The sequence below is a fragment of the Parasphingomonas caseinilytica genome, from assembly GCF_036663755.1.
Taxonomy (GTDB): domain Bacteria; phylum Pseudomonadota; class Alphaproteobacteria; order Sphingomonadales; family Sphingomonadaceae; genus Sphingomonas.
Genome location: NZ_JAXOJL010000006.1, coordinates 167,693 through 181,618 on the forward strand (window position 1 = coordinate 167,693; position 13,926 = coordinate 181,618).

General features: G+C 65.8%; 18 protein-coding genes. 5 read left to right on the forward strand and 13 right to left on the reverse strand.

All coding sequences use genetic code 11. The annotated features are described in order from the left end of the window. The first annotated feature begins 247 nt into the window (after positions 1 to 247). The 4 genes from U1738_RS14020 (at position 248) to U1738_RS14035 (ending at position 5,368) form a co-directional block, all read left to right on the forward strand. Complete coding sequence (locus tag U1738_RS14020; protein WP_332789671.1) at positions 248 to 1,345, forward strand: type III polyketide synthase; 1,098 nt, start codon at positions 248 to 250, stop codon at positions 1,343 to 1,345. Continuing rightward, positions 1,342 to 2,028, forward strand: coding sequence for a methyltransferase domain-containing protein (locus tag U1738_RS14025; RefSeq protein ID WP_332789672.1), 687 nt, complete (start codon positions 1,342 to 1,344; stop codon positions 2,026 to 2,028). The genes U1738_RS14020 and U1738_RS14025 overlap by 4 nt, the downstream gene beginning before the upstream one ends. Continuing rightward, positions 2,007 to 3,125, forward strand: a complete 1,119-nt coding sequence (locus U1738_RS14030) for an NAD(P)/FAD-dependent oxidoreductase (protein WP_332789673.1) — start codon at positions 2,007 to 2,009, stop codon at positions 3,123 to 3,125. Before U1738_RS14025 ends, U1738_RS14030 begins: the two co-directional genes overlap by 22 nt. Before the next feature lie 71 nt (positions 3,126 to 3,196). Continuing rightward, positions 3,197 to 5,368, forward strand: coding sequence for a transglycosylase domain-containing protein (locus tag U1738_RS14035; RefSeq protein ID WP_332789674.1), 2,172 nt, complete (start codon positions 3,197 to 3,199; stop codon positions 5,366 to 5,368). Here U1738_RS14035 and U1738_RS14040 read toward each other — a convergent pair. From U1738_RS14040 to U1738_RS14050, 3 genes are read right to left on the reverse strand one after another with little or no spacing between them, the layout of a single operon-like run. Then, entirely contained in the window at positions 5,344 to 6,021 is a 678-nt protein-coding gene (locus U1738_RS14040; protein WP_332789765.1) for a M48 family metallopeptidase, read from the reverse strand. The two genes, U1738_RS14035 and U1738_RS14040, sit on opposite strands and share 25 nt — an antisense overlap. A 5-nt stretch (positions 6,022 to 6,026) precedes the next feature. Continuing rightward, on the reverse strand, positions 6,027 to 6,461 hold the full coding sequence (locus U1738_RS14045; RefSeq protein WP_443027022.1) for a YcgN family cysteine cluster protein: 435 nt from the start codon (positions 6,459 to 6,461) through the stop codon (positions 6,027 to 6,029). Beyond that, entirely contained in the window at positions 6,458 to 7,069 is a 612-nt protein-coding gene (locus U1738_RS14050) for an SCO family protein (RefSeq protein WP_332789675.1), read from the reverse strand. Before U1738_RS14050 ends, U1738_RS14045 begins: the two co-directional genes overlap by 4 nt. A gap of 86 nt (positions 7,070 to 7,155) precedes the next feature. Between U1738_RS14050 and U1738_RS14055 the strand changes: the two genes are divergently transcribed. Further along, a complete protein-coding gene (locus U1738_RS14055) occupies positions 7,156 to 7,761 on the forward strand; it encodes an ankyrin repeat domain-containing protein (RefSeq protein ID WP_332789676.1) in 606 nt (201 codons plus the stop codon). 109 nt (positions 7,762 to 7,870) lie between these two features. On the opposite strand, the gene U1738_RS14060 is transcribed toward U1738_RS14055, so the two are convergent. The 10 genes from U1738_RS14060 to U1738_RS14105 form a co-directional block, all read right to left on the reverse strand. Then, positions 7,871 to 8,371 (reverse strand): MmcB family DNA repair protein, encoded by a 501-nt coding sequence (locus U1738_RS14060; protein ID WP_332789677.1) that lies wholly within the window; start codon positions 8,369 to 8,371, stop codon positions 7,871 to 7,873. A gap of 49 nt (positions 8,372 to 8,420) precedes the next feature. Then, positions 8,421 to 9,008 carry a cell wall hydrolase gene (locus U1738_RS14065; protein WP_332789678.1) on the reverse strand — a complete coding sequence of 196 codons (588 nt, stop codon included), beginning with the start codon at positions 9,006 to 9,008 and terminating at the stop codon, positions 8,421 to 8,423. Positions 9,009 to 9,222: 214 nt separating this feature from the next. After that, entirely contained in the window at positions 9,223 to 9,564 is a 342-nt protein-coding gene (locus U1738_RS14070) for a DUF1491 family protein (RefSeq protein ID WP_332789679.1), read from the reverse strand. Then, positions 9,561 to 10,031, reverse strand: coding sequence for a PaaI family thioesterase (locus U1738_RS14075; RefSeq protein ID WP_332789680.1), 471 nt, complete (start codon positions 10,029 to 10,031; stop codon positions 9,561 to 9,563). The genes U1738_RS14070 and U1738_RS14075 overlap by 4 nt, the downstream gene beginning before the upstream one ends. Beyond that, positions 10,021 to 10,488 (reverse strand): PTS sugar transporter subunit IIA, encoded by a 468-nt coding sequence (locus U1738_RS14080; RefSeq protein ID WP_332789681.1) that lies wholly within the window; start codon positions 10,486 to 10,488, stop codon positions 10,021 to 10,023. The genes U1738_RS14075 and U1738_RS14080 overlap by 11 nt, the downstream gene beginning before the upstream one ends. Before the next feature lie 94 nt (positions 10,489 to 10,582). After that, a complete protein-coding gene (gene hpf / locus U1738_RS14085; protein ID WP_332789682.1) occupies positions 10,583 to 11,164 on the reverse strand; it encodes a ribosome hibernation-promoting factor, HPF/YfiA family in 582 nt (193 codons plus the stop codon). A gap of 50 nt (positions 11,165 to 11,214) precedes the next feature. After that, positions 11,215 to 11,922, reverse strand: coding sequence for a DNA polymerase III subunit epsilon (dnaQ, locus tag U1738_RS14090; RefSeq protein WP_332789683.1), 708 nt, complete (start codon positions 11,920 to 11,922; stop codon positions 11,215 to 11,217). Between the two features lie 16 nt (positions 11,923 to 11,938). Then, positions 11,939 to 12,523, reverse strand: a complete 585-nt coding sequence (gene coaE / locus U1738_RS14095; protein ID WP_332789684.1) for a dephospho-CoA kinase — start codon at positions 12,521 to 12,523, stop codon at positions 11,939 to 11,941. A gap of 16 nt (positions 12,524 to 12,539) precedes the next feature. Then, positions 12,540 to 13,352, reverse strand: coding sequence for a shikimate dehydrogenase family protein (locus tag U1738_RS14100; protein WP_332789685.1), 813 nt, complete (start codon positions 13,350 to 13,352; stop codon positions 12,540 to 12,542). After that, positions 13,349 to 13,897: a Maf family protein gene (locus tag U1738_RS14105; protein WP_443027027.1), complete on the reverse strand. Its 549-nt coding sequence runs from the start codon at positions 13,895 to 13,897 to the stop codon at positions 13,349 to 13,351. Before U1738_RS14105 ends, U1738_RS14100 begins: the two co-directional genes overlap by 4 nt. Between the last annotated feature and the right edge of the window lie 29 nt (positions 13,898 to 13,926).

Sequence of the window (13,926 nt, forward strand, 5' to 3'; positions counted from 1 at the left end):
GGATCTCGTTGCCGACAATCCCGCAGAACATGCCCCGTGGGCTGTAAACTTCCGATTTGGTCCATCTCGGCGCTTATGGCTTCGATACTGTGGAGGGCCTGTTCGGCTGTGCCACGAGCACCACTTTTCCCACCAGTCCGGCGTGCGGACACGCGAGCGATATTCACGCTGGCGGATCGACTGCAAAGGAGTAGCGTTGTGAGGATCGACGCAGGGGCCGAACCCTCGCGCGCCCGAAAGCCGCTTCTTGCCCCTTACGTCCCAGACTGAAACCTATCTCAACGCGATCGGCACCGCCGTGCCAGGGCACGACATCCACCACGCTTTCATCGGCTGGGCACGGGCGCGGCTGAGCGATCCACGCGAGGCGAAGGTGTTCGACCGGATGGCGGCGCGGGCGGGAATCGCGCATCGCTGGTCGATCCTGCCGGTGGGCGCGGATGGCGGATCGCCGGTCGACCCGGGCGGTTTCTATGCCGATGCGATCCTGCCCGGCACGGCGGAGCGGATGCAGCTCTATGCCTCGGCGGCGCCCGATCTCGCCGTCACCGCGATCGAGGCGTTGCGCGCGCAGACTTCGCTGGGCGAGATCACCCATCTGGTCGTCGCTAGCTGCACCGGCTTCGTCGCGCCGGGCGTGGACCAGATCGTGGCGAAGCGGATCGGCCTGTCACCTTCGGTCGAGCGGCTGCTGATCGGCTTCATGGGCTGCTACGCCGCCGTCGCGGCGCTGCGCAGCGCACGGCATATCGTGCGCTCCGAACCCACCGCGCGCGTTCTGGTGGTGTGCGTCGAGCTGTCGACGCTGCATCTGCAGGACACACCTTCGATCGAACCTTTGCTCGCAATGTTGCAGTTCGGGGATGGGGCGGCGGCGGCGCTGGTGACGGCGGACGCCACCGGCTTCGCGCTCGGCCAGCCGTTCGCGACCACGCTGCCCGATTCGGAGGCGCTGATCCGCTGGGACATCACCGATCGCGGCTTCGCGATGCATCTGTCGGGCGAGGTGCCGGCGCGGATCGCCGCTGGGCTGGCCGACCCCGACTTCGCGCGTGCTGCCACGGGTGGGCGGACGCCATCCGAGATCGACGGCTGGGCGGTGCATGCCGGCGGGCGATCGATCCTCGATGCGGTCGAACACAGCCTGCATCTGCCGCCCGAAGCCCTGGCTGCATCGCGCGCGGTGCTGGCGGAGAATGGCAATATGTCGTCGGCGACGTTGATGTTCGCGCTCGCCCGGCTGCTGGATGGGCCGCCGATCCGCGACGGCGTCGCTCTCGCGTTCGGCCCCGGCCTTGCCGCGGAGGGCTTCGCCTTCCGGAGCGCCCAAGGATCGGTATCGTGAACCTCGCGCGGCGCGCCATCGCCGAGGAACTGATGGACGCCGACGACCTCGATGCTGAGACCTATGCCGCCGTGGTCGGGGATCTGGCGCAGGTGAATGTCGTAACGATGGCGGGGAGGCCGACACTCGATTTCCTCGAACGCGGCACCAAGGGCATGACCCGGTTCCGCCTGATCGATGTCGGGTTCGGCGATGGCGACATGCTGCGGCGCATCGCACGCTGGGCGGCGAAGCGCGGGCTGGAGGCCGATCTGGTCGGCGTCGATCTCAACCCGAGAAGCGAACTTGCCGCGCGCGCGCATACCCCGCCGGGTCTGCCGATCCGCTGGGTGACCGGCGACTATGCCGATCAGGCGGGGCCGTTCGATTTCGTCGTCAGCAGTCTGGTCGCCCATCACATGACGCATGACCAGCTCGTCGCCTTCCTGCGCTTCATGAAGGCGAATTCGGCCAAGGGCTGGCTGGTCAACGATCTGCATCGGCACGGCTTCGCGCATTGGGGCTTTCCGATCCTCGCTCGGATATTCGGGTGGCATCCGATCGTCCGGCATGACGGCCAGCTCTCGATCGCACGCTCCTATCGCCCGGGCGAATGGCCGGCGATCCTCGCCGAGGCCGGGATATCCGGTGCCCGGATCACCCGCGTCTTCCCGTTCCGGTTATGCGTCGAACACCTGCGCTGATACCCGCTCTCATTCTGGGCGGCGGCCCGGCGGGGGCGAGCGCGGCGATCCGCCTCGCCAGCGCGGGCACGCCGCATCTGCTGATCGAGCGCAGCCGCGAGACCGGCGATGCGATCTGCGGCGGCTTCCTCAGTTGGCGCACGCTCGAATCGCTTGCCAGTCTCGGGATCGAACCCGATGCGCTGGGGCCGGCGCGCGTCACCAGCGTCCGCCTGTTCGCGGGAAATCGGGTGGCGGAGGCGCGCCTGCCCCGACCGGCGCACGGCGTGTCGCGCCGCCATCTCGATACGCTGATGCTCGCCCGCGCGGCCGAAGCCGGGGCGGCGATCGAACGCGGCGTGACCGTCAAGGAGACGACAAGTCGCGCGGCGCGACTTCAGGACGGGACGATGCTGGAGGCGGACGCGCTGTTCCTTGCCAGCGGCAAGCACGACGTGCGCGGCCTCGCCCGGCCCGAGGCGGCGCGCGGGGACGATCCGACGCTGGGCCTGCGCGTCCGGCTCGGCCCCGCCCCGGCGCTCGACCGGTTGATCGGCGAGGGGATCGAACTGCATCTGTTCGATCGCGGCTATGCCGGGATCGTCCTGCAGGAGGACGGCACCGCCAATCTCTGCATGGCCGTCCACCGATCGCGCCTGACCGAAGCGGGCGACCCCGAAAAGCTGCTGGCAGCGCTCGGCACGGAAAGCCCACGTCTCGCCGAACGCCTTGCATTTCGTGGCGGCGGAGCGATCGATGCCATCGCCAACGTCCCCTATGGCTGGCGCGTTCGGCAGGGCGAAAGCGGGCTGTTCCGGCTCGGCGATCAGGCCGGCGTGATCCCTTCGCTCGCTGGAGAGGGCATGGGCATCGCCATCGCCAGCGGGATTCGCGCGGCCGACGCTTATATCAGGGGTGGCCCGGCGGCGGCGGCACCGTTCCAGCACCGCCTGGCGCGCGATCTCGCCTGGCCGATCGGGCTGGCCGGATGGATTCGCACCGCCGCCGAACGGCCCGGCCTCGCCCACGCCCTGCTTCCGCTGGCGCGTACCAGCCCGATACTGGTCGACATCATCGCCCGTGCCACCCGCATCGGGCATGATCGCGCCGCGCAATGACGCCAAAAAATCAGCCGCGTTCTGACGCTTGTTCACCTCACGTATAACGCCTATCCGTATCGGCGCTTCATATGGCTCGCACACCCTCCCCCAAATCCCGTCTCAAGACCCGTTCGCCCTGGCGTCGCCGTTTCGTGCGTACGCTTCAGGTGCTGATCGGTCTCGGCGTGCTCGCACTCATCGGGGTCGTCGTCGCGGTGTATGTCGCGCGTGCGCAATTGCCGAGCTTCGACGAGATGAAATCCTCGCCGAACGGGCAGATGATCCGCGTCCATGCCGCCGACGGCACGGTGATCGTTTCGCTCGGGCCGAGTTATGGCGAATGGCTGCCGTATGACCGGATTCCGGCGGTGATGCGCGATGCGATGGTCTCGGTCGAGGATCGCCGTTTCCGTTCGCACTTGGGGGTCGATCCGATCGGGCTCGCGCGTTCCGCCAAGCTGGCATTCCAGTATCGCGGCACCGGGCGGCGCTTGCAGGGCGCATCGACGATTACGCAGCAGGTGGCGCGCACGATCTTCCTGTCGAACAAATACGATGTCAGCCGCAAGGTGCGCGAGGCGATCCTGGCGCTGGCAATGGAGCGCAAGTTCAGCAAGGATCAGATCCTCGAACTGTACCTCAACAAAGTGTATTTCGGCGGCGGCGCGTACGGGATCGACGCCGCATCGCGCAAATTCTTCGGGCATGGCGCGGATTCGCTGTCGCTGAACGAGGCGGCGGTGATCGCCGGCCTGGTCAAGGCGCCGTCGCGCTATTCGCCCACCGCCGATGCCGAAGCGGCGATCGGTCGCGCCGGCGTGGTCATCCAGTTGATGCAGGAAACCGGCAGCATCACCCCTGCGCAAGCCGCCGCCGCCGATCCCAAGAGCGTGACGCTGGCACCCGAGCCGAAACAGAACAGCGTGCGCTACTTCACCGACTGGGCATTGCCGCAGTTGGAAGTGCTGATCGACGAGACGGCCCGTCCGCTCGAAGTGTGGACGACGCTCGACCTGAACATGCAGCGCGCCGCCGATACCGCGGTCCAGGCCAACGCGCCCAAGGGCGCGCAGGGCGCGCTCGTGTCGATCGACCGCGACGGCGCGGTGCGCGCGATGGTCGGCGGCACGGATTATGTCAGCTCGATCTACAATCGAGCGACGCAGGCCGTGCGTCAGCCGGGATCGGCTTGGAAACTGTTCGTCTATCTCGCCGCATTGGAGGCGGGCCATAAGGTCGAAGACAATATCGTCGACGAACCGGTGACGATCAACGGCTGGAGCCCACGCAATTCATCCGGCACCAATCGTGGGGCGATGACGTTGCGCACGGCCTTCGCCTATTCGGTCAATACGGTCGCGGCGAAGCTGGGGCAGGAAGTCGGCTTCGGTACCGTCGCCGCGATGGCGCAGCGCTTCGGCATTTCGACTCCGATCGACACGCATCCGGCAATGGTGCTGGGCACCAGCGACGTGCGCCTGATCGACATGACGCGCGCCTTCGCCAGCGTCGCCAACAAGGGCGTGGCGGTGACGCCCTACGGCATCACCAAGGTGACGGCGCAGGGCGAGACGATCTATCAGCAGCAGGTCGATCGCAGCCATGTGCTGGTCGCGCCTTATGTGGCGGCGCAGATGACCGACCTGTTGCAGACCGCGGTCAACACCGGCACCGGCAAGGCCGCGCAGATCGGCAGGCCCGTGGCTGGCAAGACCGGCACGACGACGTCGAACAGGGACGGCTGGTTCGTCGGCTTCTCCTCGGGCCTCACCACCGGCGTGTGGATGGGCCGGGACGATGCCAAGGTCGTGCCCGGCCTGCAGGGCGGCACCGCGCCGGCCAAGGCCTTCGCCGCGTTCATGAAGCCCGCCGTCGCCAATCGTCCGGTCGAGGAATTCGACACCAAGGTGACGTTGCCCGAATGGCAGCTGGAACCGGATGAGGAGAGCTATTTCGGCCAGGCCGACAACGGTCTGTTCGTGGATGCCGACGGCAATCCGGTCGATCCGGGCGCGCAACCGCAACAAGGCGACCAGCAGGTGGATGCCGATGGCAATCCGGTGGCACCGCCCGCAAGCGGCACGACGACAACCACGACGACGACCGCACCGCCATCGGAAAAGCTCGACCAGCAATGGATCGACCGCGTGCTCGATCGCAAGAGTCCGCCACGGCCGGCCCCGAGCCCGCGCGTTCCTGCGGGGACACCGCCGCCGGAACAGCCATCAGACCGGAATCAGGACTCGCGCCCGAACCAGTGAAGCGCCGCGCCATTGGCCCGGAGCCAGGCGCGCGATTCGTCCGGGTGGCCCTCGGTCAGCGCATCGGCGAGTGCGTGGAACTCCGGTCCGTGATTCATGTGCACGCGGTGCGCGATTTCGTGCGCGACGGTCGATCGGCGTACGAAGGCGGGGGCGAGGATCAACCGCCAGCTATAGCGGATCGTGCCCGAAGACGAACAACTGCCCCAGCGCCCTTTGGGATCGCCGATCGATACCTTGGCGACGGTGACGTTTGCTTTCATGGCAAACTCCGCCGTCTCGGCGCTCAGCACGCGCAAGGCTTCGCGCTTCAGCCAGGTTTCGATCCGGCGCGACAGGCCATCGAGCGGGCCACCGCAGCGTAATTGCTCGCCATCGCGCACGATCCGGCGCGGCGCGGCCTCGTCCCACAGGATCGCCAACATGATGTCATCGAACGGCAGGGCCGCGCCGGGTGCGAAGGGCCGCGCCTGCGGCAGTCGCGCGCGCTGGCGATCGATCCAGACCTTCTGCTCCTGCGCCCACCGCAATGCAGCCTTGAGCGGTGCACGCGGCGGCAGGGTAAGCCGCACCCGTCCACTCGCCGGATCGACCGACAGCTTGGCCCGGCGCGACCGCGCGTTGCGCACCACCTCGATCTCGCCCGACGACATCGGCGTCACAGCCGCCGATCGACGATGTGATTCTCCAGTTCGCCGGCATCCACTTCCGACACCGTCCAGCCGCGCACCGATTCGCCGACGCGATGCACCGCCTCGCGGTCGCCACAGACGAGATAATGCCAGCGCGGCAACGGTTCGCCTTCGCGGCGCAGGCGATAGGCGCAGGTGCTGGGCAGCCAGTCGATCTCGTGCACATTGTCGCGTGTCAGCCGCACGCATTCCGAGACGAAGGCGAAGCGGTGCTTGTAGTTGGAACATTGCGCGCTGCGGCGATCGAGCAGTTTGCACGACACGTTGGTGGTGAGCAGCTCGCCCGTTTCCTCATCCTCCAGCTTGTGCAGGCAGCATTTGCCACAGCCGTCGCACAAGGCCTCCCATTGCCCGCGATCGAGTTCTTCGAGGCGCCTGGTTTCCCAGAAATTCTCGCTCAATGGACCCAGCGCTTCAGCTCCGTGGCGATCGCCTGCGGGGTGCCTTCGCTCGGCAGCAAAGCGAGCGGCTTGCCTTCGGGGTTCATCAGATAGGCGACGCGGCTGTGATCCATCATATATCCGCCGTCAGGCGATACATCGCCTTTCTTGTAATAGACGGCATAGGCCTTGGCGATGGCGGCGGTCGCGTCCGCGCTGCCGGTCAGGCCGACCATGCGCGGATGGAAATTGCCGACGAACTGCTTGAGCACGGCCGGCGTATCGCGCGCCGGATCGACGCTGACGAACACCGGCACAACCTTCGCGGCCAGCCCCGGATCGCTCTTTTCGAACGTGCGCAGGCCCGAGGCGATGTTCTGCATGTCGACCGGGCACACATCCGGGCAGAAGGTGTAGCCAAAATACATGATGGCATATTTGCCGGCGAAATTGTGTTCGGTCGCGGGCTTGCCGTCCTGATCGGTTAGGGCGAACGGCCCGCCGATCCGCGCACCTTCCAGCGGCGGGCTGGCGGCGGGCGGAGAGGGACTGGAACAGGCGATGGGCAGACACGCAATCGACAGCGCGGCGGCCAGACGGACGATCTGGTTCATGGCGCGGCCAGCCATGATCTGTTAAGGGCAGGGACGCAAGTTTGAGCGCAAGTTCAGGCCCACATATCCCGTTCCGTAATCTGTCGAGGTTCCCCGTCACGATGGTCGCCAAATCCATTCGCATCGCGCTCGTTGCCGCCCTGGTCGCCACCGCACCGGGCATCGCCTCCGCCCAGCAGCAGTCCGAGGGCTACAAGTTCCTCGACGCTGTGAAGAACGAGAAGGGCAATGATGTCGAGGAGGCGCTGAACAAGCCCGGCACGACGGTGATCAACACGCGTTCGGTGAGCAATGGCGAAACCGCGCTGCACATCGTGATTCAGAACGGCAGCGGCACCTATCTCACCTATCTGCTGTCGCGTGGTGCCAACCCGAATGTGCGGGACAATGCCGGCACCGCGCCGATCGTGCTGGCGGCGAGCCGGGGACGCAACGACCTGATCGAGAAGCTGATCGCGGGCCGGGCCAACGTCAATTACGGCAATTCCAACGGCGAAACCGCGCTGATCGTCGCGGTGCGCCGCCGCGATCTGGCGATGATCCACACCCTGCTCACCGCCGGCGCGGATCCGGACCAGGCCGATCTGCTCTCCGGCCAGTCGGCCCGCGAATATGCCAAGCTGGATGTGCGATCGCCGGCCGTGGCGAAGGAACTGGCCGATGCGCCGAAGACGAAACGCGCGGCGGTGGCTGGGCCGAAGTTTTAAACGCTGCCAGGTTAAACCTATTCCCCGTCCGTGTCGAAGCACTTGCCCCAAACACGCCCTTCGAAAGGCTCAGGGCGAACGGGGTTAGGAATGCTTCAGACGCAAAGCCCTACGGCCAGGCCAGCCCATCCGCATCGGGATCGATCGCCCCGATCAACCGCCGGCCCGCCCGCCGGGCAAAGGCCAATGTACAGCGCTTGCGCGTCGCGGCCGGCAACGGGTCGCTATGCGCCTCGCGCACGATCGCGGCGTCATAGCGATCGGCGACGATGACACCGGTCCGTTCGGGCAGGAACGCCGATCCGTCGAGCGGCGAGGCATCGAAGCCGGCGGGAATCGCCCAGTAGAAACGATCGCAGTGCGCGAGATAATCCGTCCACTTGCCGTCGCCGAGCAGATCGGCCCGCGACACCTTGATCTCGACGATGACGATCTGCCCGCGCGCATCGATCGCCATCAGATCGGCGCGGCGTCCGCCCTCGAGCGGCACCTCTCCCATTGCGACGAGATCGTGGCGCAGCAGCATTCGCGTCGTGCCGCGACACACGTCGATGGCGCACAACGGCGAACCGGGAGCGTCGATACAGGAATCGGGCGGACGCTGGAGCATCCACCCGATCTAGAACATTACACGAACAGGTAAAGCCGAAAGCGCGCGATCAGCGGTAGAACACATGGTTCCCGATCGCCGCGACCTTCTGCATCCGCCAGCTCGGCGAGACGCGGCGGGCGTGGAAATACAGCGCATTCGGCGCGGGGCTTTCCCAATCGTCGCCCATCGCGACCTGCGCGACGGCGATGGCGGTGCGATAATCGCGGTTGTTGGCAACGGCCGGGATCTGCCCACCGCGTACGAACGAGAATTGGCCGCGCTGCTTGACCACACCACAGATCGAGGAGCCGAAGCGGCCCGATTTGGCACGGTTGATGATGACTTCGGCGACGGCGAGCTGGCCCGAAAGCGGCTCGCCCTTCGATTCGAAATAGATCGCGCCGGCGAGGCAGGTGAGATCCTGATTGAGATCGGCTGGGGTGTCCTGATCGGCGACCGCTTCGGAGAGGCTTTCATAGCCGTCATCCTCGCTCTGCGCGATGGCAGGTTCTGCGGTGGGCGTAGTGGGGGAAAGCGTATCGGCTGCGGCAGGAATTTGCGCGGGCATGGGAACGATTGCCGGATCGGCTGCGTTTACCTCATGATTGCCCTGATATGCGAAGCCCGGAGTGCTGGCACCAATCATGGTGACCATTCCAAGCGTCATCGCCGCAAGGGTTGCGGCGCGTTGAAGAAACGACATTCAAACTTCATATTATGCGGTTGGTGCGCGGAAGCGATCGCGATCTCCACCCTGATGGAGCGATCGTCCGGGCGAGCCCCCCGACTGCGTAATCGACCCGGATCGCACCCGCTTCGACACAACGCTTTTGACAACACGGCGCTCCTGCATGGTGCGCCGCAGCACGTCAACCGTCGAGGATCGTTTCAGCGGCGAACCGTTCGGCAAACGGGATGTCCAGTTCGATCACCCACAAATCGGGATCGTTTCGGCGTCGACGCTGCCAATAGTCGGTTACCTGCGCCGGATCATCCACATCTTGCGGTGTCCAGGCGATCAACGTCACTTGTCCGTCCGGCCCGATTCCACGCTCCAGCGCGCGCGGATTAGCGTTGTTTTCCAATGCTATGACAAGGATGCCGCCACCTTGGGCATTGCCCCTGGCGAGCATCATGCCCATACCGCCGGCATCGTTGACCCGCCGCAGCAATGCACTGACCAACATGCCGCTGGGCAGCCGTCCACTCATGGCGCGGCGCGGTATCCCGGCAGACCGGCGAGTGGAATGCGCGATTTCATGAAAGTGCCGGTGCCACGCGCCGCTTCCTCGCCCTCGGCGTCGATCAGCCGCGATTCGGCAACGAATACGCGACGCTGACCGCTGATCCAGCGGCCCTCCGCGATCACGGGGCCCGCCTTTAACGGCTTGGTCAGCAAAAGGTTGAAAGCGGTGGTGAGCAGGAAACGATCGGTCACCAGGCTGTTCGCGGCATAGAAGGCCGCATCGTCGAGCATCTTGAAATAGCTCGTGCCATGCGCGGCACCTGCGGCATGGAAATACCGTTCGTCGATCCGGAAATGGATTCGCGCGATGCCGCGTTCGGGGATTTCCAGCGTGGATTCGAACAAAAGATTGATCGGCGCGGCGGCATAGAGCGATTCGAGCGCGCGGAAATGCGCCTGCTCGCCCTCGACCGCGCCCGTTTCAGGCGGCATCGCGTGCTTCGTCGACGGTCAGCAAAGCATAAAGCGCGTCGCGCGAACCCGCACCACGCAATTTGGCGACGAACGCCCGATCGCGGAGCCGCCGCGATACGCGCGCGAGCGCTTTCAAATGGTCCGGCCCGGCATCGACCGGCGAGAGCAAGACGAACACCAGATCGACCGGCAGATCGTCGATCGCCTGAAAATCGATCCCCTGCGTCAGCCGCGCGAACAGCCCTACCACCTTGGTCAAGCCGGGTAGTTTGCCGTGCGGAATGGCCACACCGCCGCCGAAGCCGGTCGAGCCGAGCTTCTCCCGCGCGATCAGCACGTCGCCCACTGTCTTGGCGTCAAGATCGTGCGCGCCGGCGAGGATCGCGGCGAGTTGCGGCAGCAACGTCTTCTTGCTGGCCGCCGCGACACTCTGAACCACGGTGTCGGGCAGCAATACATCGCTGAAATCGGTCATCATGATATTCCGGCCACGAACCTGCCCCCCGAACCAGCCTCCGGGCCGGTGAGCGCCTTTAACGCCGAACCGGCCCGGAGAATAGCGTCTTGGATCAGCTGGCGCGCTGCGGCTCGACCCAGCCGATCGTCCCGTCACCACGGCGATAGACCATGTTGTACGCGCCCGACCCGCTATTCTTGAACAGCAAGGCCGTGGTGTTGCGCAGATCGAGCATCATCACAGCGTCCGAAACGCTCGATTCGGGAACGTCGACGCGGGTTTCGGCGATGATCAGCGGATGATCCTCGGGCTCTACATCCTGCGCCGCCTCCTGGAACAACGTATACCCCGCATTGTCATACGCGATCTCGTCCTGTGCCGCGACGGCAGTGCCGGCGTTGCGATCCTTCAGGCGGCGCATGTAGCGACGCAACTGCGTCTCGATCTTCGCGGCGGCACCTTCAAACGCGACATGCGCATCGCGCCCCTCATTGCTGCCCTTCAGCACCAAGCCGTGCATCACATGGGCCACGATATCGCAGGTGAAGCTGTCGTGCGGGCCTTTTCCGAAGGTGACGTGCGCGGATATGGCGCGCGCGAAATATTTGGTGGCGATGCCCTGGAGCCGATCCTCGACATGGGTTTTCAGCGCGTCGCCCGTAGCGACCTGATGGCCCGATACCCGGATTTCCATAGCATTCTCCTTATTGGGGCCACCCAGATTGGGCGTCCCCGGCAGTGACGTCAACCGGACGCCCCGGCCCCCCCTTCGCCCATTCCCCAGATCGGATTGGTGAGTTTGGCGATAAACGCGGCATGCCGTGCAAGTTCCGCATCCGATGCTGAAAAAGTCCGCGCCGGCCGCACCTTTGCAGGCGCGGCATCGGGCTGAAAGCTGGTCTGGACCTCGATCGTTTCGCTGACCAAGGTGAGGCCGATCTGCCGCCCGCCGGTTAGTTCGACATAGACCTGGGCGAGCAATTGCGCGTCGAGCAGCGCGCCGTGGACGACGCGGTGGCTGCGATCGATGCCGTAGCGGTTGCACAACGCATCCAGGCTGTGCTTGGCACCGGGATGGCGCGCGCGCGCCAACACGATCGTATCGACCATCCGCGCCAGATCGACCGCGGTGCGGCCGCAGCGCACAAGTTCGCCATTGAGAAATCCGAAATCGAACGTCGCGTTGTGCGCGACGAGCGGCGAATCACCGATGAATTCCAGCAAATCATCGACGCCGGCATGGAATAACGGCTTGTCGGACAGGAACGCGTCGCTCAGCCCATGAACGCGCTGCGCCTCGGCCGGCATGGTGCGTTCTGGATGGAAATAGGCGTGGAAGCTGCGCCCGGTCTCGACTTTGTTGAGCAGTTCGATGCACCCGATCTCGACCAGTCGGTCGCCGTCCTTGAAACTGAATCCGGTGGTCTCGGTGTCGAAGACGATCTCGCGCATTGAGGGAATATCGTCCCTATCCGGCGCTCACGCAAGCGATCACCGCATCGACCGCGCGACGCGTCTCGTCCAGCGAACCGCCGGTCGGAATGACGAAGTCGGCGCGGGCGCGTTTTTCGGCGTCCGGGGCCTGGCGCGCGAGAATCGATTCGAACCGCGCAACGCTCATCCCGGGGCGTGCAAGGACGCGGGCGCGCTGGGTTTCGGGCGCGGCGCTGACCACCGCGACCTTGTCGACGCGCGATTCGCCGCCGGTTTCGAACAGCAAGGGGATGTCGAAGACGATCAGCGGAGCGGCGGCATGGGCGGCAAGAAAAGCCTCGCGCTCTTCGCCCACCGCCGGGTGAACCAGCGCCTCGAGCCACTTCAGCGCCGGCGTATCGTTCAGCACGCGCTCGCCCAGCGCGGCGCGGTCCACGCCGTCCGGCCCGGTCGTACCCGGAAATCGCGCCTCGATCGCCGCGACCAGCCGGCCGCCCTTACCCTGCAGGCGGTGGACGGCGGCATCGGCATCGAACACCGGCACGCCACGATCGGCGAACATCTGTGCGACCGTAGACTTGCCCATGCCGATCGATCCGGTGAGGCCGAGGACGATCATCGCTGTACGATCACGATCACGACGTCAGCAACGCGCGCAACTCCTCGTCGCGATCGCGCGGCGGCGCGGCGCCGAAAAACAGTTCAAACGCCACCGCCGCCTGCCCGACCAGCATCTCCAGCCCATCGACCGTGTCGAGATCACGATCGCGTGCCTGCGCCAGCAATTCGGTTTCGAGCGGGGCATAGACCACGTCGTAGACCAGGGCATCGGCCGGCAGCGGCGACAGATCGATCTCCAGCGGCGGCTGCCCCGCCATGCCGAGCGCGCTGGTATTGACCAGCAAGGCGGCGGCCGGAATCGCATGGCCGAGCGGCAGCGCCTTGCCCTTCAACCCGAACGCGGACAGCAATGCCGCGCCCTTCAGGACATTGCGGTTGAGGATCGTCACCGGGCCGACCCCGATCCGCGACAATGCGAACAGCACCGCCCGCGCCGCGCCGCCGGCTCCGATCACCACCACCGGCTTGCCCGCCAGATCCAGATCGGAAATCGGCGTGTAGAATCCGCCGGCGTCGGTGTTGGTGCCGATGAACCCGCCATCCTCGCCCCGGAACACGGTGTTGATCGCGCCGATCGACGCACGCACGTCGCCCGGATCGGCGACATGATCGAGCGCGGCGAGCTTGTGCGGGATGGTGACGTTGCAGCCGCTCCAGGCCGGATCGGCCTTGCGACGCTCGAAGAAGCCGCCGAGATCTTCCGCCGTCACCTGCGTCGCGCGATATTCGGCATCGATGCCCAACGCATCCAGCCAGAAGGTGTGGATCAGCGGCGATTTGGCATGCTCGATCGGATCGCCGATCACTTCGGCATAGGGCTTCGTCATGACGCCAATATTCCCCGCACCCGCAGATAATCGAGCACCGGCAGCAATGGCAGCCCGAGCACGGTGAACTGGCTGCCGTCGATCCGGGCGAACAATTGCGCGCCCGGCCCCTCGATCCTGTAACAGCCGACACAGCCCGAAATCGCCGGCCATTCGGCATCGAGATAGGTCTGGATGAAGTCATCGGACAGCGGCCGGACATACATCTTGGCGCGATCGACCACGCGCCAGATCGGCTTGCACCCTTCCGCGATCACTGCCGCGCTGACCAGTTCGTGGCGCTTGCCCGACATCAAGCGCAGATGATCGGCGGCCTGTTCGCGAGTCTCCGGTTTGTCGAGCAGGGTGCCGTCTTCCAGTGCGACGACGGAATCGCTGCCCAGCACCAGCGCGTCCGGTTCCCGCCCCGATACGCGCAATGCCTTCAGTTCGGCCAGAGCATCAGCGAGATCGCGCGCATTGAGATCGCGCAGCGACGCCTTCGCCGCCTCTTCGTCCACGCCCGCCGACATCGCCGAGAACGGCACCCCCGCCGCTTCCAGCATCGCCCGACGCGAGGCGCTTTGCGACGCCA